The sequence below is a fragment of the Pseudonocardia sp. genome (genome assembly GCF_050246655.1).
Classification (GTDB): domain Bacteria; phylum Actinomycetota; class Actinomycetes; order Mycobacteriales; family Pseudonocardiaceae; genus Pseudonocardia.
Genome location: NZ_JBFWVQ010000019.1, coordinates 21,807 through 40,595, shown reverse-complemented (window position 1 = coordinate 40,595; position 18,789 = coordinate 21,807). Strand labels below are relative to the sequence as shown.

The following is an 18,789-nucleotide window of genomic DNA, read 5'->3' as shown; positions in this document are numbered from 1 at the left end:
CTGGCCTGGTGGTGAGGCATCACGGTGCGTCAACGCCCTGACGCAGGTGGGTGTCCCAGAGGTGGTCGAGGGGTGCGAGATGAGCAACGAGCCCGACGGGCCGGCTACACCATCGGAGTCGGACCGGCGCGATGCGGCTCGCCACGCCGAGATCGCGCTGCGGTCCATCGGGCAGCCGAACTCGGTGGCCGGCGAGTTCGACTTCTGGGACAACAGCTACGAGGGGCGGCGGCTGTTCTCCGAGTTGCTGGGCACGTTCTTCCTCGTGCTCGTCGCCGTCGGCGGCGGAATGGTGAACGCGTTGTTCGGCGACGACGCGGTCCCGTCCGGCGCGCGCGTGGTGGCGCCGGCGCTGATGGTGGCGGCGATCATCCTGTTCATGGGGACGGTCTCCGGGGCGCACCTGAACCCGGCGGTGAGCATCGCCTTCGCGCTGCGCGGCGACTTCCCGTGGAAGCGCGTACCCGCGTACATCGTCGCCCAGGTGGTCGGCGCGATCCTCGCCACGCTGCTCCTGTGGGCCCTGCTCGGCAAGCAGGGCAGCGCCGGCCTGACCCTGCCCGGTGCGGGCATCTCGACGACCACGGCGATGCTGTGGGAGCTCGTCCTGACCGTCGGCCTGGTGAGCGTGATCCTGGGCACCGCGTCGGGTGCCCAGCAGATCGGGCCGCTGGCGGCCATCGGCGTCGGCAGCTACATCGCCCTCGCCGGGCTGTGGGGGGCGCCGGTCAGCGGGGCGTCGATGAACCCGGCCCGTTCCCTCGGACCCGCCCTCGTACTCGGCGACTGGACGTCGTGGTGGGCGTACCTCGTCGGGCCGTTGGCGGGCGCGGTCGTCGCGGTGGGTTTCGCGCACGTCCTGCGGGGCGCCGGCGGCGGCCGCAGCGGGGTGGCGGCCGCGGAGGGTTCGCTCGGCGTGAGCTGGCGTCCGGGCCCCCGGCCGCGTTCCTGAGCCCGCCGCCGGTGCGGGTCTGGTCCGCCCCGCGACGAGACGCGTGCCGCTGGTCGGCACGAGCAACGAGAGGGGGGCCGTCATGGCGGCGAGGAGTGCAGGTGCTGCGCAGGCGTCCGGCGATGCACCGGGCGAGGGCGCGGAGCGGTTGACCCACATCGACCGGGTCGCCCGGGGCAAGGATGCCCGGGCCGCGGCCCCGCTCGGGTCGCACGCGGAGTTCACGCCGGGCGCGTCGCGCGATCCGGTCGGTCTCCTGCTGGAGCAGGCCGAGAGCCGGGTGCCGGAGCTGGTACCGATCCGCCACGGGCGGATGCTGGTCTCGCCCTTCACGTTCTTCCGTGGCGCGGCCCTTCCGATGGCGGCCGACCTCGCCGGAACACCGAGGTCGGGGCTGCGGGTGCAACTGTGCGGTGACGCGCACCTGTCCAACTTCGGGGCGTTCGCCTCGCCGTCGCGGCGGCTGGTCTTCGACGTCAACGACTTCGACGAGACGCTGCCCGGGCCGTTCGAGTGGGACGTCAAACGGCTGGCGGCGAGCCTGGCCGTGGCGGGCCGGGACAACGAGTTCGGCGGGAAGGACCGCCGTGCGATCGTGCTGTCGGCGGTCGAGGGATACCGGACGGCGATGCGGTCGTTCGCCGAGCAGCACTTCATGGACGTGTGGTACGCGTACCTGGACGTCGAGGACACCGTCAGCCGGCTCCGGTCGCAGATGAAATCGAAGCAGGTCAAGACCACCGAGAAGATGGTGGCCAAGGCGCATACGCGCGACAGCATGCAGGCACTGAACAAGCTCACCGAGGTGGTCGACGGCCGGCGACGGATCATCACCGAGCCGCCATTGATCGAGCCGATCGAGGACGTCTTCGCCGACATGCAGATCGACACCGTCTACCGGCTGCTGCGCGCCATGCTGGGCAAGTACCGGCGCACCCTGCAGTCCGACCGCAAGCACCTGCTCGAACACTTCGCCGTGGTCCAGGGTGCGCGCAAGGTGGTGGGCGTCGGCAGCGTCGGCACCCGCGCGTGGATCGTGCTCATGGACGGCGGGGACGGAACCGAACCGCTGTTCCTGCAGGCCAAGGAGGCCCAGCCGTCGGTGCTCGCGGCCTACTGCGGCCGCAGCCAGTACCACAACGAGGGCGAGCGGGTGGTCGCCGGCCAGCGCCTGATGCAGGCGGAGAGCGACATCCTCCTCGGCTGGACCCACACGACCGGGCCGGACGGCGTGGACCGCGACTTCTACGTGCGCCAGCTGAAGGACTGGAAGTTCTCCGTGCCGATCGAGCAGCTCCGTCCGTCGGGCATGCAGGAGTACGCCCGCATGTGCGGGTGGACCCTCGCGCGGGCCCATGCCCGCTCCGGCGACCGCATCGCCCTGGGCTCCTACCTCGGCGGCTCGGACGAGTTCGACCGGGCGGTCGCCGCCTTCGCCGAGACCTACGCCGACCAGAACGAACGCGACTACGCGGCGTTCCAGGCCGCCGTCAAGGACGGCAGGGTCGAGGCGACCACCGAGATATGACCATGACCAGAGGACCGTGAGCACGAGGAGTCAGGGCAGCGCGACGATGACGGCATCCGGCGGGCGGCGCGGTGTCGCGGGCAGCTCGGCGGCGCCCACGAGCGGCCAGCCGGCCCGGATCATGACCTGGGGACGGAGCTGCCCCGACCCGAGGAGGGCCTCCGCGAGCAGGGCGCGGGCCTCGTCGCTCTCCAGCAGCTCGGTGAGCGTGCAGGTCGCGAGCCCCGCGCGCGTCGCCGTCAACAGCAGGGCGCTGAGCGCCTCACCCGCTCGCAGCCACTGCAGGCGGGTGTCGCCGGGTGTGGACAGCACCAGCAGCGCGGCCGCCTCGGGTTCGCCCACGGTGGGTGGCTGGGCCAGCGTCGGCCGGGCGAAGGGGCGCATCGGCACCTGGCCGGGGATCCGTGCCGCGTCGGGAGCGGCGGCGGCGGGCACACCGTCGGCAGCACCCGCCGGGCGACCGCTCCAGGCTGCCATCTCGGCGACCCGTGCGGGATCCGCGCCGGCAGCGGCCGCCGCCCGGGCCGCGGCGCGGTACACCGTCCAGCGCTGCTCCGGATCGGCGGCCACCGTGAGGACGAGCCCGCGCAGGTCGGCCACCTCGGCCAGCTCGCCGAGGGTCTCGGCCGGGACCGGCCAGCCGCTGTAGCGGCGCCGGTCCGTGCGGCGGTGGGACAGGTACGGGGCCAGTGCGCGGTCCTCGTCGACCACCCCGGGGACCGTCGTCACCGTCGCCAGGTGGCCGGGGTCGTCGGGGTCGGGCAGGCGCCGCACCCGTGCGCCGCTGCCGAGTCCGGCCAGGGCGACCTGCACGTGGTGCAGCGCAGCCCCGCAGCTGATGACGAGCTCCCGGTCGAGGGGATCCGTCGCGGGCAGCCGCCTGGACGTGTCGAGGTACAGCTCGACGACGCCGTCCCCCATCCGCCAGAGCCACGGCTGGATGTTGTGCAGGGACGGCGCCCTCAGCGCCTGCGTCACCGCCCGCCGGATCAGGTCGTCGTCCATCGCCCCTCCTGCCGCCTCCGTCCCGACGATGGGGGATCCCGGGCCCCGGGTCCAGGGGCTTGCGGCCCCCGGTCGGGAGCCGCCGGGCCCTCCGGTGCGTGGCCGGCGCAGGGCTGCCGGGAACGTCACCCGGCGGTCGGTCGCAGCGCGTCCTCCGCGAGCGCGACGACGTTCGCGAGCAGCATCGCCCGCGTCATCGGCCCGACGCCGCCGGGGTTGGGCGAGACCCAGCCGGCGACATCGCGGACGTCGTCGGCGACGTCACCGGCGATCCGGCCGTCCACGCGGGAGACGCCGACGTCGAGGACCGCTGCCCCGGGCTTCACCATGTCGCCGGTCACGACGCCCGGCACGCCCGCCGCGGCGACGACGATGTCGGCCTCGCGCACGTGGGCGCGCAGGTCGGCGGTCCCCGTGTGGCAGAGCGTGACGGTCGCGTTCTCCGAGCGCCGGGTGAGCAGCAGCCCGAGCGGGCGGCCGACGGTGATCCCGCGCCCGATCACCACCGCGTGCGCACCCGCGATCGGCACGTCGTGGCGGCGCAGCAGCTCGACGATGCCGTTCGGCGTGCACGGCAGCGGTGCGGGCCTGCCGAGCACGAGCCAGCCGAGGTTCGCCGGGTGCAGGCCGTCGGCGTCCTTCGCGGGATCGACGAGCCCGAGCACCCGGGTCTCGTCGCGGCCCTCCGGCAGCGGCAGCTGGACGATGTACGCCGTGCACGCGGGATCGGCGTTCAGGGTCGTTACGGCGTCCTCGATCTCGCCCTGCGTCGCGGAGGCCGGCAGGTCGATCCGGATCGACGCGATCCCGATCTCGGCGCAGTCGCGGTGCTTGCCGGCGACGTACCAGTGCGAGCCGGGGTCGTCCCCGACGAGGATCGTGCCGAGGCCGGGAACGACGCCGCGGTCCCGCAGCCGGGCGACGCGCGCAGCCAGCTCGGCCTTGACGGCGGCCGCGGTCGCGGCGCCGTCGAGCGTGCGTGCTCGGCGGCCGTCGACCGCCGCCGCGACGGTGTCGGGGGCAGGCATCGGGTTCACCACCAGGTTCGGGGGTAGTGCCGCCGCGGATCGGCGGACAGGTTGTTCACGACGAGTGCGACCAGCAGCAGGATCAGCACGCCCACCAGCACCGGTGCCAGCACGAAGCCGTAGCCGAGCTGCCGCACGTGCGGCTCGACGACGGCGATCAGGGCGGTCGCGCCGGCAGGCGGGTGCACCGTCCGGGTCAGCTGCATGATCGCGAGCGCAACGGCCGCCGCCACGGCTCCCGTGTACACGGCCTCGTCGGGCAGCAGCAGGACGGTGGTCACGCCGGTGAGCGCGGACAGCACGTGCCCGCCGACCAGGCAGCGCGGTTGCGAGAAGGGCGCCGACGGCGCGGCGAACAGCAGCACCGCCGAGGAACCGAAGGAGCCGATGACGAACATCTGGGCGCTGGGCGGCATATGCGTGAGATGCGTCGGGACGGCGGTCAGGGTGAGCCCGAGGAGCGTCCCGAGCACCGACCAACCGATCTCGCGGGGTGCGGCCCGCACGCCCGTGGACCCGCCGCCGGACATCCGCGCGGCGTAGGTCCGCAGGCGGCGGGGAGCGGTGATGCCCGATGCCGCGTCGACTCCCGCGCCGACTTCCGAGCCGACTCCCGAGCCGCTTCCCACGCCGAGGGACCGTAAGGAACGGGCCGCCGCGATGTCCTCCCCCCTGCGGGGGAGCGGCCCCGCAGGTCCGGGCCGTGGCCTTGACGCCGCAGTGCCCTGCCGCCGACAGTGAGGCGACAACACAAGATGCGACAACACAAGAGGCGAGCGGGGACCAGGAAGCCGGTGCGAGTCCGGCGCGGTCCCGCCACTGTCACCGGGGAGCGGACCCCGTCGACGGCCACGGGCGCGTGACGCCTGGAAGGCCGGGGCGAGCGACGATCCGGGAGCCAGGACACTGCCCTGCCCGCCCGAGCGCCGACGCGCTCGCTCCACCGCCGGGACGAGGATCCCGAGGAAGGGGAACCGCCGTGCGCCGCCCTCGCGCATGCGCGTCACCGGGTGACGCCCCGACGATGCTGCTGCTGTCCACGTCGGACACCGATCTGCTGTCCGCCCGGGCCTCCGGCGCGGGCTGGCGGACGGCCAACCCCGCCCGGGTGCCCATGGCCGACCTGCCGGCGCTGCTCGCGGGGGCCGGGGTCGTCGTCGTCCGGATCCTGGGCGGGCAGCGCTACTGGGAGGACGGGATCGCCGCCGTCCGCGCCTCGGGGCTGCCGGTCGTCGCGCTCGGCGGCGAGCAGGCGCCCGACGCGGAGATGATGAGCCTGTCGACGGTCCCGGCCGGGGTCGCCGCCGAGGCGCACGCGTACCTGGCCCAGGGCGGCAGCGCCAACCTGGCGCAGCTGCACGCGTTCCTCTCCGACACGGTGCTGTTGACAGGGCACGGCTTCGAGCCGCCCGCGGTGCTGCCGGCGTGGGGGTTGCTGGACCGGGCTGTGCCGGACCGGGCTGGGCACGAGGTCGAGGGGCCGACGGTGGCCGTGCTCTACTACCGCGCGCAGCACCTCGCCGGGAACACCGCCTTCGTCGAGGCGCTGTGCGTCGCCATCGACGATGCGGGCGGGCGGCCGCTGCCGGTGTACTGCGCGTCGCTGCGCCAGGCCGAACCGGCCCTGCTGCAGACCCTGGCGCAGGCCGACGCGATGGTCGTCACGGTGCTCGCCGCGGGGGGCACGACACCCGCGTCCGCCTCGGCGGGCGGTGCCGACGAGGCGTGGGACGTCGCCGACCTCGCCGCGCTCGACGTCGCGATCCTGCAGGGACTGTGCCCGACCTCGGGGCGGGCGGGCTGGGCGGCGAGCGACGACGGCCTGACCCCGCTCGACGTCGCCACGCAGGTGGCCGTCCCGGAGTTCGACGGCCGGCTGATCACGGTGCCGTTCTCCTTCAAGGAGATCGACGCGGACGGGCTCTCGACCTACGTGCCCGACCCCGAACGGGCCGCCCGCGTGGCGGGCATCGCCGTGCGGCATGCCCGGCTGCGCCACGTCCCGCCCGGGGACCGCCGGATCGTGCTGATGCTGTCGGCGTACCCGACCTCGCACGCGCGGATCGGTAACGCGGTCGGCCTGGACACCCCGGCGAGCGCGGTCGCGCTGCTCGCGGCGCTGCGCGACGCCGGCTACGACGTGGGCCCCCTCGACGGCCCGGACGCCCTGCCGGGGGTCGCCGCGCGGGACGGCGACGCGCTCGTCCACGCGCTGATCGCCGCGGGCGGCCAGGACCCGGAGTGGCTCTCCCAGGAGCAGCTGGAGGGCAACCCGGTGCGGATCTCCGCTGCCCGGTACCGCAGCTGGTTCGCGGGCCTCCCGGCGGATCTGCGGGAGTCCGTCGAGCGGCACTGGGGCCCGGCGCCGGGCGAGCTCTACGTCGACCGCAGCGCCGATCCGGACGGCGAGATCGTGGTCGCGGCGCTGCGCGCGGGCAATGTCGTGCTGATGGTGCAGCCGCCGCGCGGGTTCGGCGAGAACCCGGTGGCGGTCTACCACGACCCGGACCTGCCGCCGTCGCACCACTACCTCGCGGCCTACCGCTGGCTCGCCGCGCCCGCAGCCGACGGCGGGTTCGGCGCCGACGCCGTGGTCCACCTGGGCAAGCACGGCAACCTGGAGTGGCTGCCGGGAAAGACGCTCGGGATGAGCGCGTCGTGCGCGAGCGACGCCGCGCTGGGCGACCTGCCGCTGATCTACCCGTTCCTGGTCAACGACCCGGGGGAGGGCACGCAGGCCAAGCGGCGGGCGCACGCGACGCTGGTCGACCACCTCATCCCGCCGATGGCGCGCGCGGAGACCTACGGCGACATCGCCCGGCTGGAACAGTTGCTCGACGAGCACGCAGCCGTCGCATCGCTCGACCCGGCGAAGCTGCCCGCCGTCCGCCAGCAGATCTGGACGCTGCTGCAGGCCGCCCGCCTCGACCACGACCTCGGGCTCACCGCGCGACCGCACGACGCCGAGTTCGACGACTTCCTGCTGCACGTCGACGGCTGGCTGTGCGAGATCAAGGACGCGCAGATCCGCGACGGCCTGCACGTGCTGGGCGCCGCTCCCGAGGGCGAGCCGCGCGTCGACCTCGTCCTCGCGATGCTGCGCGCGCGGCAGCTGTGGGGCGGGGTGGAGAGCCTGCCCGGCCTGCGGACCGTGCTCGGCCTGCCCGAGGACGGCTCGGCACCGACGGCCGAGACCGACCGGGTCGAGGAGCTGGCCCGCGACCTCGTGGCGGCGATGGAGGCGCGCGACTGGGACCCTTACGCCGCGGGCGGGATCGTCGCGGCCCGGCTGCCGGGACGCCCGGAGGCCGCCCTCGTCGAGCGGATCCTGCGGTTCGCCGCCGAGGAGATCGTGCCCCGGCTCGCCGGCACCGCGCTGGAGATCGAGCGGGTGCTGCACGCGCTCGACGGCGGGTTCGTGCCCGCGGGACCGTCCGGATCACCGCTGCGCGGCCTGGTCAACGTGCTCCCCACCGGGCGCAACTTCTACTCGGTCGACCCCAAGGCCGTCCCGTCGCGGCTGGCGTGGGAGACCGGGCAGGTCATGGCCGAGTCCCTGCTGGACCGCTACCGCCGCGACCACGGCGACTGGCCGCGCTCGGTCGGCCTCTCGGTGTGGGGCACGAGCGCGATGCGCACCTCCGGGGACGACGTCGCCGAGGTGCTGGCGCTGCTGGGCGTGCGGCCGGTCTGGGACGAGGCGAGCCGGCGCGTCACGCACCTCGAGGTGATCGACCTCGCCGAGCTGGGCAGGCCGCGCATCGACGTGACGGTGCGGATCTCGGGGTTCTTCCGCGACGCCTTCCCGCACGTGCTCGCGCTGCTCGACGATGCGGTACGGCTCGTCGCCGCGCTGGACGAGCCGCCCGAGCGGAACTTCGTCCGCGCACACGTGGCCGAGGACGAGGCGCGCACCGGGGACCGCCGCCGCGCCACCGCGCGGATCTTCGGCTCCAAGCCCGGCACGTACGGGGCGGGCCTGCTGCAGCTGGTGGACTCGCGCAACTGGCGCGACGACGCCGACCTCGCCGAGGTCTACATGACCTGGGGCGGCTACGCCTACGGGCGCGGGCTCGACGGCACCCCCGCCCGCGACGACATGCAGGCGGCGTACCGGCGGATCGCCGTGGCGGCCAAGAACGTCGATACCCGCGAGCACGACATCGCCGACTCCGACGACTACTACCAGTACCACGGCGGCATGATCGCCACGGTCCGCGCGCTGACCGGCACGGCACCGCAGGCCTACCTCGGCGACTCCACCACGCCGTCGGCCGTCCGGACCCGCAGCCTGCACGAGGAGACCGCGCGCGTGTTCCGCGCCCGGGTGGTCAACCCGCGCTGGATCGAGGCGATGCGCCGCCACGGCTACAAGGGCGCGTTCGAGATGGCCGCGACGGTCGACTACCTGTTCGGCTACGACGCGACGGCAGGGGTCGTCGCGGACTGGATGTACGAGCGGCTGTCGGCTGCCTACGTGCTGGACCCCGACAACCGGAAGTTCCTCGCCGAGTCCAACCCGTGGGCGCTGCACGGCATGGCCGAGCGGCTGCTCGAGGCGGCGGGCCGCGGGATGTGGGCGGCACCGGAGCAGCCGACGCTCGACGCGCTGCGCGCCGCGCTGCTCGACACCGAGGGCGAGCTGGAGGGCCGGTGAGCGTCGATGGCTGACCAGCCGGGCGTCGTGGTGATCGCCGCCCCCGCGTCGGGCAGCGGCAAGACCACGGTCGCGACCGGGCTCATGGCGGCGCTGGCCCGCCGGGGCACCCCGGTCGCCCCGTTCAAGATCGGGCCGGACTACGTGGACCCCGGCTACCACGCGCTCGCGACGGGCCGGCCGGGCCGCAACCTCGATCCCGTGCTGGTCGGACCCGGGCGGATCGCCGCGCTGGTGCGCCACGGATCGACCGGGGCCCGGATCGCCGTCGTCGAGGGCGTGATGGGGCTGTTCGACGGCCGGGTGCGCGACGGCGCGGGCTCCACCGCGCAGGTCGCGGGTCTGCTGGAGGCGCCGGTCGTGCTGGTCGTGGACGCCCGCGGCCAGTCCCGCAGCCTGGCGGCGCTGCTGCACGGCTTCGGCGGCTTCGACCCGTCGGTGCGGCTCGCGGGGGTCGTCCTCAACCGGGTCGGCGGCGAGCGGCACGCCGCGGTGCTCCGCACGGCATGCGCCGAGGTCGGGGTGCCGGTGCTCGGCGCCCTCCCGCGGCTGCCGGCGTTGGCGGTGCCGTCGCGGCACCTGGGACTGGTGACGGCGGCCGAGCACGGGGCAGCGGCGGCCGCGGCCGTCGACGAGATGGCCGACGTCGTCGGCGAGCACGTCGACCTCGGCGCCGTGCTGCGGCTCGCCTCGCCCCTGCCGGCGGGGCCGGTCTGGGACCCGGCGGCTGAGGTCGGACCGCCCGTGCCCGGCGCGCCCGTCGTGGCGGTGGCGGGCGGGCCCGCGTTCACCTTCGGCTACGCCGAGCACACCGAGCTGCTGCGCGCGGCGGGCGCGGAGATCGCCGTGTTCGACCCCCTGCGGGCCGAGTCACTGCCCGAGGGCACCGCCGCGCTGGTGCTGCCGGGCGGCTTCCCCGAGGAGCACGTGGCCGACCTCGGCGCCAACGCCCCCCTGCGCGCCGCCGTGCAGGCGCTGGCGCGGTCCGGCGCGCCCGTGCACGCCGAGTGCGGGGGACTGCTGTACCTGTGCCGCGACCTGGCGGGCGCGCCCATGTGCGGGGTGCTGCCGGCGTCGGCGGCGATGACCGGCCGGCTCACGCTCGGCTACCGGGACGCGGTCGCGGTCGCCGCCTCGCCGGTGTTCGCGCGCGGCACCCACGTCACCGGCCACGAGTTCCACCACTGCACGGTCACGCCGGCCCGGGGCACCACGGCCGCCTGGTGGTGGGAAGGCCGGACGGAGGGGTTCGTCAGCCGCGGGGTGCACGCCTCGTTCCTGCACACCCATCCCGCGGGCGCGCCCCTCGCCGTCGCCCGCTTGGTGGAGCGTGCCGCCACCTCCCGGCCGTCCGGGCACGGCGCGCTGGTGGTCGGGCGGTGACCGCATGCGTGCGCTGGCACCTGGTCCGGCACGGTGAGAGCATGTGGAACGCCGCCGGCCTGCTCCAGGGCCGTACCGCCGACGTGGGCCTGACCATGCGCGGGGGACAGCAGTCGTGCGCGGTCGCCGCGGCGCTCGCGGGCGCCTCCGTGGCCGCCGTGCTCACCAGCGACCAGCGCCGCTGCCGGGAGACCGCCGAGGTCGTGGCTGCGCGGCACGGGCTCGCCGTCCGTCCCGAACCGGCGCTGCGCGAGCAGGCCCACGGATGCTGGGAGGGGCGGCCGAGCGCCGTGTACGGGCCGCTCCTGGCGGCGGCGGGCCCGGACTGGGCGCCGCCGGGCGGGGAGACCGCCCGCAGCCTGCACGCCCGGGTCGCCGCGCTCGTCGGCCGCCTGCATCGCGAGCCGCTCCCGGACGGCGACCTGGTCGTCGTGACCCACGGCGAGACCGTGCGCGCCCTGCTCGCCGTGCTGGCCGGGCACCCGCCGGAGGCCATGCCCCGGGAGCTGCCGGGCAACGGCAGCGTGCACGCGGTCGCGGTACCGCGGCCCGCCCCGGTGGGGGTCCGATGAGCGGGGCGGGGTGGGCCAGGCTGGTCGTCGCGCCGCTGGCCGTCGAGGTGACCGTCGCCGAGGCGGTGCGCCGGCTCGCGCACCGGACCCGCGTCACGGCCTGGTCGGGGGCGTGGTCGCGGGGGGCGCTGGTGACGTGCGACCCGCAGCGGGTCGTCCACGTCCCGGCAGGGGAGGATCCGGCCGGGGTGCTGGCGCTGGTGCCGGAGGTCGCGCCGGACCCCGCGCACCCGGACGCCGTCGGCGGCGGCTGGTTCGGCTACCTCGCCTTCTCCGGTACCCGCGACGCCGGCGTGCCCGCGGCCAGCCTCGGCTGGTACCCCGATGTCCTGAGACACGACGGCCGCCGCTGGTGGCACGAGGCGCTGGTCGGCGCCGGGGACGACGAGGACGCCCTGCTGGCCCGCCGCGCCGCCCTGCTCACCGACCTCCTCCGCCCGACCAGCCTGCCGCCCGCCCGGCTGCGGTTGCGCGGCCGGCCGGATCCGGCCCGCCACCTCGCCGCGGTGGAGCGCTGCCAGCAGGCCATCCGCCGCGGGGACATCTACCAGGCCAACATCGCGACGTCCCTGGACCTGCAGCTCTCGGGCTCCCCGCACGACGCCTGGGCGCGCCTGGTCGAACGGTTCGACCCCGAGCACGCCGGCCTCGTCGCCGAGCCGGGCTGCACGGCCGTGGGGGCGAGCCCCGAGCAGTTCCTGATCCGCGCCGGCCGCACGGTCCGCAGCCGGCCGATCAAGGGCACGCGGCCGCGCGTCGGCGGCCGCGACGACGAGCGCGAGCGGGTGCTCCTCGGCGGCTCCGAGAAGGACGCCGCGGAGAACGTCATGATCGTCGACCTGGTGCGCAACGACCTGGCCCGAGTGTGCCGGACGGGCTCGGTGACGGTGCCCGAGCTGCTGTCGGTGCAGCCCCACCCGGGCGTGTGGCACCTGGTCTCCTCGGTGGCGGGCGAGCTCGCGGCGGGCCACGACGACGCCGACCTCGTCCGGGCGGCGTTCCCACCCGGGTCGGTCACCGGCGCGCCCAAGATCCGCGCGGTCGAGATCATCGAGGAGGTGGAGGACGCTGCGCGCGGGCTCTTCACCGGGGCGATGGGCTATGCCGGACCGCTCGCCGGGCTCGAGCTGGCGGTGACCATCCGCACGCTGGAGGTGGCCGCAGGCGGCCGCACCCGGCTCGGGGTCGGCGGCGGGATCACCGTCGACTCGGCGCCGTGGCGCGAGTGGCGGGAGTGCCTGGACAAGGCGGCGCCGATCCTGGAGACCCTCGGCTGCACGGACCTGCGACCCCGCCGTGCCCCGCGCGGTGCGCCCCGGGTCGACCCGGCCGCCGGGCTGCGGGAGACCCTGCTGCTGGTCGACGGCCGCCCGGTGCGGCTGGCCGAGCACGTCGGGCGGCTGCAGCGGTCCTACTGGGAGTGCTACGGCGAGACCCTGCACGCCGACATCGGAGCCGCGGTACGCGCCGCCGCGTCGGCGCCTGCCGGCGCGCCACGCCACCAGGTGGCACGGATCACCGCGCGCCCCGACGACCCCGGCCGCGTCGAGGTGCGGGTGGAGCCGTTCGCCGCCCGCCGGACGGGCACCGGGCTGGTCGTGCACACCCTCGACGCGGCGGGTGCGCATCCGCACAAGTGGGCCGACCGGCGCTGGATCGACCGGATCGAGGCGGGCCTGCCCCCCGGCGTCGAGGCGCTCCTCGTCGACGACCGCGGCCTGCTGCTGGAGACGACCCGGTCCAACGTCTTCGTCGTCCGCGGCGGGGTCGTGCGTACGCCGCCGCTGGACGGGCGGCTGTTGCCCGGCGTGGGGCGCCAGGCCGTCCTCGACCGGCTCGACGGGGCGGGAGTCCCGTACGAGCTCGCGGTGCTGGACCTGGCCGATCTCGCCCGGGCCGACGGTGCGTTCGTCACCAACGCGTTGCGCGGCCCGCGGTGGGTGCCCCGGGTGGCGGACGTCGCCGTGTGGGGCGACCCGCATCCCGCGCTGCGCGAGGTGCTCCGCCTGGTCGCCGCGGAGCCCGCCGGGGCTGCGGACGTGGCCGGGGCGGTGGTCGGGGCAGCGGTCGGGACGGTGGGGCCGGCATGAGATCGGAGCACGACCGGGGAGGCAGGATGGTCCAGGAACGGTCGGTCCTACCGGTGGCACGGGCCGGTGACGGCAGCAGGGTGTCACTCGGGCAGCTCGTGGGGGTGGGGACAGGACCGGGTGATCCGGATCTCGTCACCGTCCGCGCGGTGGAGGCGCTCGCCGCGGCCGATGTCGTCTTCGTCCTGGTGACGAGCCCGGACGAGACCGGCACGGCCGAGCGCGTCGTGCTGCACTACGTCGAGGCGTGGCGGGTCGAGCCGCTGGTCCTCCCCGGCCACGGTGGGCCGGGTCACGGCGTGGGCTGGGACGGTGTCGCGGCGCGGATCGGGGAGTGGTTCCTCGGCCATCCCGGCGGCACCGCGGTCCTCGCGACGGTCGGCGGCCCGGGGATCCGGTCCCCTTTCGGGCGGCTCGCCGAGGCGGTGCGCCGGCTCGCCGGCCCGGTCGAGACGGGCTTCGTGCCCGGGATGTGCGCGACGCAGGAGGTCCCGCCGACCATCGCATCGGCACCCGAGCGGAGCGCGCCGTGCTGAGCGCCGAGGCCGACGCCGCCCGCCGGGCCTTCTACCGGGTCGTCGAGGGGCGCCGCGACGTCCGGACGGGGTTTCGGCCCGACGTGCCCGTCGACGACACCGTGCTGGGCCGGATGCTCGCCGCAGCACACGCGGCGCCGAGCGTCGGGTTCTCCCAGCCGTGGGACTTCGTCGTGGTCCGCGACCGGGCAGTGCGGGAGCGGGTGCAGCGGCTCGTCGTGCGGCAGCGCGAGGCCTACGCCGCCGCGCTGCCGGGCGGGCGGGCCGCCGCGTTCCGCGGCCTGAAGATCGAGGCGATCCTCGACACGCCGCTCAACGTCGTGGTCACCTGCGACCGCACGCGCGGCGGGCGGCACGTGCTCGGCCGGGCCACCCAGCCGCAGATGGCGCCGTACTCGGCCGCGCTCGCGGTGCAGAACCTCTGGCTGGCCGCCCGGGCGGAGGGCCTCGGCGTCGGGTGGGTGAGCTTCCTCGACGACGCCGGCACCCGCGAGCTGGCGGCGTTGCTGGACCTGCCCGGCCACCTGGAGGTCATCGCCTACCTGTGCGTCGGGCACGTCGCCGCGTTCCCCGCCGAACCCGAGCTCGCCGCGGCGGGCTGGGCCCGGCGCAGGCCGCTGGCCTGGGCCGTCCACCACGACAGCTACGGACGACGGGCCCTGCCCGGGGAGGAACCCATGGACCTGATCGAGGAGACGGTCGCGGCGATCGAGCCCGCGTCCGCCGAGGCGGCGGCCGCCGCCCGCGACCGGCTGGACCGGATGACCAAGCCGCGCGGGGCGCTGGGACGGGTCGAGGACCTCGCCGTGCGGCTCGCGGCGGTCGCCGGGGCCTGCCCGCCCCCGATGCCAGAACCCGCCGCCGTCGCGGTGTTCGCCGCCGACCACGGCGTGCACGCGCAGGGCGTCACGCCGTGGCCGCAGGAGGTCACCGGCCAGATGGTGGGCAACTTCCTGGCGGGCGGCGCGGTCGTCAACGCGTTCGCCCGCCAGGTGGGGGCCGAGGTGTGCGTGGTCGACGTGGGTGTCGCCTCAGTACTGGATCACGGGCTGGACCACGGGCTGGATCAGGGGCCGGACCCGGTACCCGGCCTGCTGCCGCGGCGGGTCGCGGACGGCACGGCGGACATGCTCGCCGGGCCCGCGATGACCCGCGACCAGGCCCGGCGGGCGGTCGAGGTCGGCATCGAGACCGCCCGCGACCTGGTGACGGCCGGGAACCGGCTGCTCGTCACCGGCGACATGGGCATCGCCAACACGACCGCTGCCGCCGCCCTGATCTGTGCCTTCACCGGGGCGGACCCGGCGGTGGCGACCGGGCGCGGCACCGGTATCGACGACGCCACGCTGGACCGCAAGACCGCGGTCGTCCGCCGCGCGCTGGAGCTGCACCGGCCGGACCCGGCCGATCCGGTCGGCGTGCTGGCCGCGGTCGGCGGGCTGGAGCACGCGGGGCTCGCCGGGTTCGTGCTCGGGGCGGCGGCGCTGCGGGTGCCGGTGCTGCTCGACGGGGTCAACGCCGGGGCAGCGGCGCTCGTGGCGGCGGCGCTGCGCCGCGACGCCGTCGACTTCTGCGTGGCCGGGCACTGCTCCGCCGAGCCGGGTCACCGGATCGCGCTGGCGCACCTCGGCCTGGAGCCGCTGCTCGACCTCGGGATGCGGCTGGGCGAGGGCACGGGCGCGCTGCTCGCCCAGCCGGTCGTCCAGGGCGCGGTGCGGGCGCTGCACGACGTCGCCACGTTCGACTCCGCCGGCGTCTCCGACAAGGACGCGTAGTGCCCGGGACGGTCACGGTCGTCGGCATCGGCGCGGGCGGATGGGCGACCCTGGGCGAGGAGGGTCGCCGTGCGGTCCGGGCGGCCGAGGTCGTCCTGGGCGGGAAGCGCCAGCTGGAGCTGGTCGCCGACCACACCGGCGCCGAGCAGGTGGCCTGGCCCTCGCCGATGCTGCCCGCCCTGCCCGGCCTGCTGGGCCACCATGTCGACGGTGCCGGCCGCACGGTCTGCGTGCTCGCGAGCGGCGACCCGATGTTCCACGGGATCGGCGCCACCCTGGCCCGGCTGCTCGGCCCGGACCGGATCCGGGTGGTCCCGCACCCGTCGTCGGCGGCGCTGGCGTGCGCGCGGCTGGGCTGGCCCGCCGAGGACGTCACGGTGGTGAGCGCGGTGACCCGGCCGCTGCCCGCGGTCCGTCGCGCGCTCGGGCCCGGCCGCCGCGTGCTCGTACTCAGCACCGGGGCGCAGACCCCGGGCGAGCTCGCCGCGCTGCTCGCCGCGGACGGCTACGGGCCCAGCCGGCTCGTGGTGCTGGAGCAGCTCGGCGGGCCGGACGAGCGGCGCCGGGAGGGCACCGCCGCGGACTGGCCGCACCCGCCCGGCGACGCGCTCAACGTCATCGGGGTGGAGTGCGTCGCCATGCCGCGGACCCGCGTGCTCGGCGAGACCCCAGGACTGCCCGACGAGGCCTACGACCACGACGGCCAGCTCACCAAGAGCGAGGTCCGCGCGGTGACGCTCGCGCTGCTCGCCCCGCGGCCGGCGTTGCTGCTGTGGGACGTCGGAGCCGGGGCGGGCAGCATCGGGATCGAGTGGATGCGTGCGCATCCCTCGTGCGCCGCGGTGGCCGTCGAGTCACATCCCGCGCGCGCGGAGCGCGCCGCCGCCAACGCGGCCCGGCTGGGCGTTCCGGGCCTGCAGGTCGTCGTCGGCCGGGCACCTGAGGCGCTGACCGGGTTGCCGGCCCCGGATGCGGTCTTCGTCGGGGGCGGGATCACCGCCCCCGGGGTGCTGGACGCGTGCTGGTCGGCGCTGCGCCCCGGCGGCCGGCTGGTCGCGAACGCCGTGACCGTCGAGGCGGAGGCGGTGCTCGCGGACGGCCGCGCCCGCCTCGGCGGGACGCTGACCAGGATCGCCGTGTCCCGTGCCGCGCCGGTCGGGGGCTTCACCGGCTGGCGGCCCGGGATGCCCGTCACGACGTGGTGCGTGGACAAGCCCGCCGAACCGCAGGAGTCGACACGATGACGGTGCACTTCATCGGGGCCGGTCCCGGCGCCGTGGACCTGCTGACCCTGCGCGCGCGGGACCTGATCGCCGCCTCGCCGGTCTGCCTGTACGCCGGCAGCCTCGTGCCCGAGGAGATGCTCGCGTTCTGCCCGCCCGGCGCGCGCCGGGTCGACACCGCGCTGATGACGCTCGGCGCGATCGTCGACGAGATGATCGGCGCGCACGCGCACGGCCTGGACGTCGCCCGCCTGGCATCGGGGGATCCCGCCGTGTTCTCCGCGATGGCCGAGCAGATGCGCCGTCTCGACGCCGCGGGCGTGCCCTACGACGTCTGCCCGGGCGTGCCCGCCTACGCCGCCGCAGCGGCGGCGCTGCGCCGTGAGCTCACCGTCCCGGGGGTCGCCCAGACCGTCACGCTGACCCGCATCGCCGCCCGGGCCACCCCGATGCCGCCCGGTGAGGGCCTCGCGGCCCTGGGCGCCGCGGCCGGCACCGTGGTGCTGCACCTGGCGGTGCACCGGATCGAGGAGGTCGCGAAGGAGCTGGTCGGCAGCCACGGGCCGGACTGCCCGGCCGCGGTGGTCGCCCATGCGAGCCGCGAGCACGAGCGGGTGCTGCGCGGTCGGCTCGACGACATCGCCGACCTGGTCGCGGCCGCGGGGATCCGGCGCACCGCCGTGATCGTCGTGGGGCAGGCCCTGGCGGCCGGGCACTTCCCGGACAGCCACCTCTACTCCGACGCCCGCTGCCGCGCCTGACCGTGCACCTGCTGATCCTCGGGGGCACCGGCGAGGCCCGCAGGCTCGCCGCGGCGCTGGCCGGGACGCCCGGCCTGCGGGTGACGACCTCGCTCGCGGGCCGGGTCGCCGTGCCCGCGCTGCCGGACTCGGACGTGCGCATCGGCGGGTTCGGCGGGGTCGAGGGGCTGTGCGGGTGGCTGCGCGCGCACTCCGTCGGCGCCGTCGTCGACGCGACACACCCGTTCGCGGCACGGATGACGGCCCACGCGGCCGCGGCGACGGCCCGGCTCGCGATGCCGCTGCTCGTCCTGCGCCGGCCGGGCTGGGGCGCCCGGGCCACCCCGGAGTGGACGTGGGTCGGCTCGCTCGCCGAGGCCGCCGCGGCACTGCCCGGGCTGGGCTCCCGGGTCTTCCTCACCACCGGCCGGGTCGAGCTCGCCGCGTTCGCCCACCTGCACGACCTGTGGTTCCTCGCGCGCTCCGTCGATCCGCCGGTCCCACCCGTACCGCCGTGCCTGCACGTGCTGCTCGACCGCGGCCCGTTCACCGTCGCGGGGGAGACGGCGCTGCTGCGCGAGCACCGCATCGACGTCCTGGTCACCAAGGACAGCGGCGGCGACATGACCGGGGCCAAGCTCGACGCGGCCGCGGCGCTGCGGATCCCGGTGGTGGTCCAGGCGCGGCCCCCGCTGCCGCCCGGCGTGGACAGCGTCGCGACGGTCGAGGATGCGGCCCGCTGGGTCCTCGCGCTCCCGGCGGGAGCCGGCTGACCGGCACTCGGGCCGATCGGGACACCCGGAGGCCACCCGCTCACTCCACGACGATCTCGATCCCGGGGGAGCCCTCCAGCGTGCGGGTCACGTAGCAGACCCGTCGCGCGGCGGCGACCAGCGCGTCGAGGTCGGTGCCCGGGGGCGTGGCGGCCTTGACGGTGACGCGGAACGAGGTGAAGCGGGGCCCGTCGTAGCGCCCGGTGGCGGCGACGTCGAGATCGGACAGCTCGATCCCGCGCTTGCCCGCCGACCACGCGACGGCGAGCGTGAAGCACGACGCGATCGCGGCGAGGAGGAGCTCGGTCGGCTGGGGTCCGGCGTTCGTGCCGCCCACCGACTCGGGCTCGTCGACCACGAGGTCGTGCCCGCCCGCCCGGACGTCGGCCCGGAGGCCACCTGCCCAGCGGGAGTGCACCGTTCGCTCGGTGATGGCCACCGTCCTACCTCCGTTCTCGGGTCCGGGTGCAACGCCCGTGCAACCGCTCCGGTGCACAGTGGGCACGATCACAACCCGGACAGTTCGT

At 76.0% G+C, this 18,789-nt stretch carries 15 protein-coding genes and 1 riboswitch; of the genes, 11 read left to right on the top strand and 4 right to left on the bottom strand.

From position 1 onward, the window contains the following. Positions 1-79 precede the first annotated feature (79 nt). A complete protein-coding gene (locus AB7J25_RS09410; protein WP_428507199.1) occupies positions 80-952 on the top strand; it encodes an MIP/aquaporin family protein in 873 nt (290 codons plus the stop codon). 82 nt (positions 953-1,034) lie between these two features. Continuing rightward, positions 1,035-2,480, top strand: coding sequence for a DUF2252 domain-containing protein (locus AB7J25_RS09405; RefSeq protein WP_428507197.1), 1,446 nt, complete (start codon positions 1,035-1,037; stop codon positions 2,478-2,480). A 30-nt stretch (positions 2,481-2,510) separates the two neighbouring features. Here the strand turns inward: AB7J25_RS09405 and AB7J25_RS09400 are convergent, their stop codons facing one another. The 3 genes from AB7J25_RS09400 to AB7J25_RS09390 form a co-directional block, all read right to left on the bottom strand. Then, complete coding sequence (locus AB7J25_RS09400; RefSeq protein ID WP_428507195.1) at positions 2,511-3,485, bottom strand: Acg family FMN-binding oxidoreductase; 975 nt, start codon at positions 3,483-3,485, stop codon at positions 2,511-2,513. Between the two features lie 125 nt (positions 3,486-3,610). Then, positions 3,611-4,513 (bottom strand): bifunctional methylenetetrahydrofolate dehydrogenase/methenyltetrahydrofolate cyclohydrolase, encoded by a 903-nt coding sequence (locus AB7J25_RS09395; protein ID WP_428507193.1) that lies wholly within the window; start codon positions 4,511-4,513, stop codon positions 3,611-3,613. Positions 4,514-4,518: 5 nt separating this feature from the next. Further along, entirely contained in the window at positions 4,519-5,142 is a 624-nt protein-coding gene (locus AB7J25_RS09390) for an HPP family protein (RefSeq protein WP_428507191.1), read from the bottom strand. 155 nt (positions 5,143-5,297) lie between these two features. Further along, a riboswitch (cobalamin riboswitch) is annotated at positions 5,298-5,422 on the top strand. A 115-nt stretch (positions 5,423-5,537) separates the two neighbouring features. Between AB7J25_RS09390 and cobN the strand changes: the two genes are divergently transcribed. Genes cobN through AB7J25_RS09345 form a run of 9 tightly spaced genes read left to right on the top strand, consistent with a single transcriptional unit; the run spans position 5,538 to position 18,262 of the window. Next, positions 5,538-9,170, top strand: a complete 3,633-nt coding sequence (gene cobN, locus AB7J25_RS09385) for a cobaltochelatase subunit CobN (protein ID WP_428507189.1) — start codon at positions 5,538-5,540, stop codon at positions 9,168-9,170. Positions 9,171-9,176: 6 nt separating this feature from the next. Beyond that, positions 9,177-10,553: a cobyrinate a,c-diamide synthase gene (locus AB7J25_RS09380; RefSeq protein WP_428507187.1), complete on the top strand. Its 1,377-nt coding sequence runs from the start codon at positions 9,177-9,179 to the stop codon at positions 10,551-10,553. Beyond that, on the top strand, positions 10,550-11,125 hold the full coding sequence (locus tag AB7J25_RS09375; protein WP_428507185.1) for a histidine phosphatase family protein: 576 nt from the start codon (positions 10,550-10,552) through the stop codon (positions 11,123-11,125). Before AB7J25_RS09380 ends, AB7J25_RS09375 begins: the two co-directional genes overlap by 4 nt. Further along, on the top strand, positions 11,122-13,215 hold the full coding sequence (locus tag AB7J25_RS09370; protein WP_428507183.1) for an aminodeoxychorismate synthase component I: 2,094 nt from the start codon (positions 11,122-11,124) through the stop codon (positions 13,213-13,215). The genes AB7J25_RS09375 and AB7J25_RS09370 overlap by 4 nt, the downstream gene beginning before the upstream one ends. A gap of 26 nt (positions 13,216-13,241) precedes the next feature. Further along, positions 13,242-13,751 (top strand): SAM-dependent methyltransferase, encoded by a 510-nt coding sequence (locus AB7J25_RS09365; RefSeq protein ID WP_428507181.1) that lies wholly within the window; start codon positions 13,242-13,244, stop codon positions 13,749-13,751. Next, the gene (gene cobT, locus AB7J25_RS09360) at positions 13,745-15,526 is read left to right on the top strand and encodes a nicotinate-nucleotide--dimethylbenzimidazole phosphoribosyltransferase (RefSeq protein ID WP_428507180.1); all 1,782 of its coding nucleotides are present in this window, start codon (positions 13,745-13,747) and stop codon (positions 15,524-15,526) included. The genes AB7J25_RS09365 and cobT overlap by 7 nt, the downstream gene beginning before the upstream one ends. Further along, the gene (gene cbiE / locus AB7J25_RS09355; protein WP_428507178.1) at positions 15,526-16,770 is read left to right on the top strand and encodes a precorrin-6y C5,15-methyltransferase (decarboxylating) subunit CbiE; all 1,245 of its coding nucleotides are present in this window, start codon (positions 15,526-15,528) and stop codon (positions 16,768-16,770) included. Before cobT ends, cbiE begins: the two co-directional genes overlap by 1 nt. Further along, the gene (cobM, locus tag AB7J25_RS09350) at positions 16,767-17,510 is read left to right on the top strand and encodes a precorrin-4 C(11)-methyltransferase (protein ID WP_428507176.1); all 744 of its coding nucleotides are present in this window, start codon (positions 16,767-16,769) and stop codon (positions 17,508-17,510) included. Before cbiE ends, cobM begins: the two co-directional genes overlap by 4 nt. Before the next feature lie 8 nt (positions 17,511-17,518). Further along, on the top strand, positions 17,519-18,262 hold the full coding sequence (locus tag AB7J25_RS09345) for a cobalt-precorrin-6A reductase (RefSeq protein WP_428507259.1): 744 nt from the start codon (positions 17,519-17,521) through the stop codon (positions 18,260-18,262). Positions 18,263-18,302: 40 nt separating this feature from the next. Here the strand turns inward: AB7J25_RS09345 and AB7J25_RS09340 are convergent, their stop codons facing one another. Beyond that, entirely contained in the window at positions 18,303-18,701 is a 399-nt protein-coding gene (locus tag AB7J25_RS09340) for an OsmC family protein (RefSeq protein ID WP_428507174.1), read from the bottom strand. Positions 18,702-18,789 lie beyond the last annotated feature (88 nt).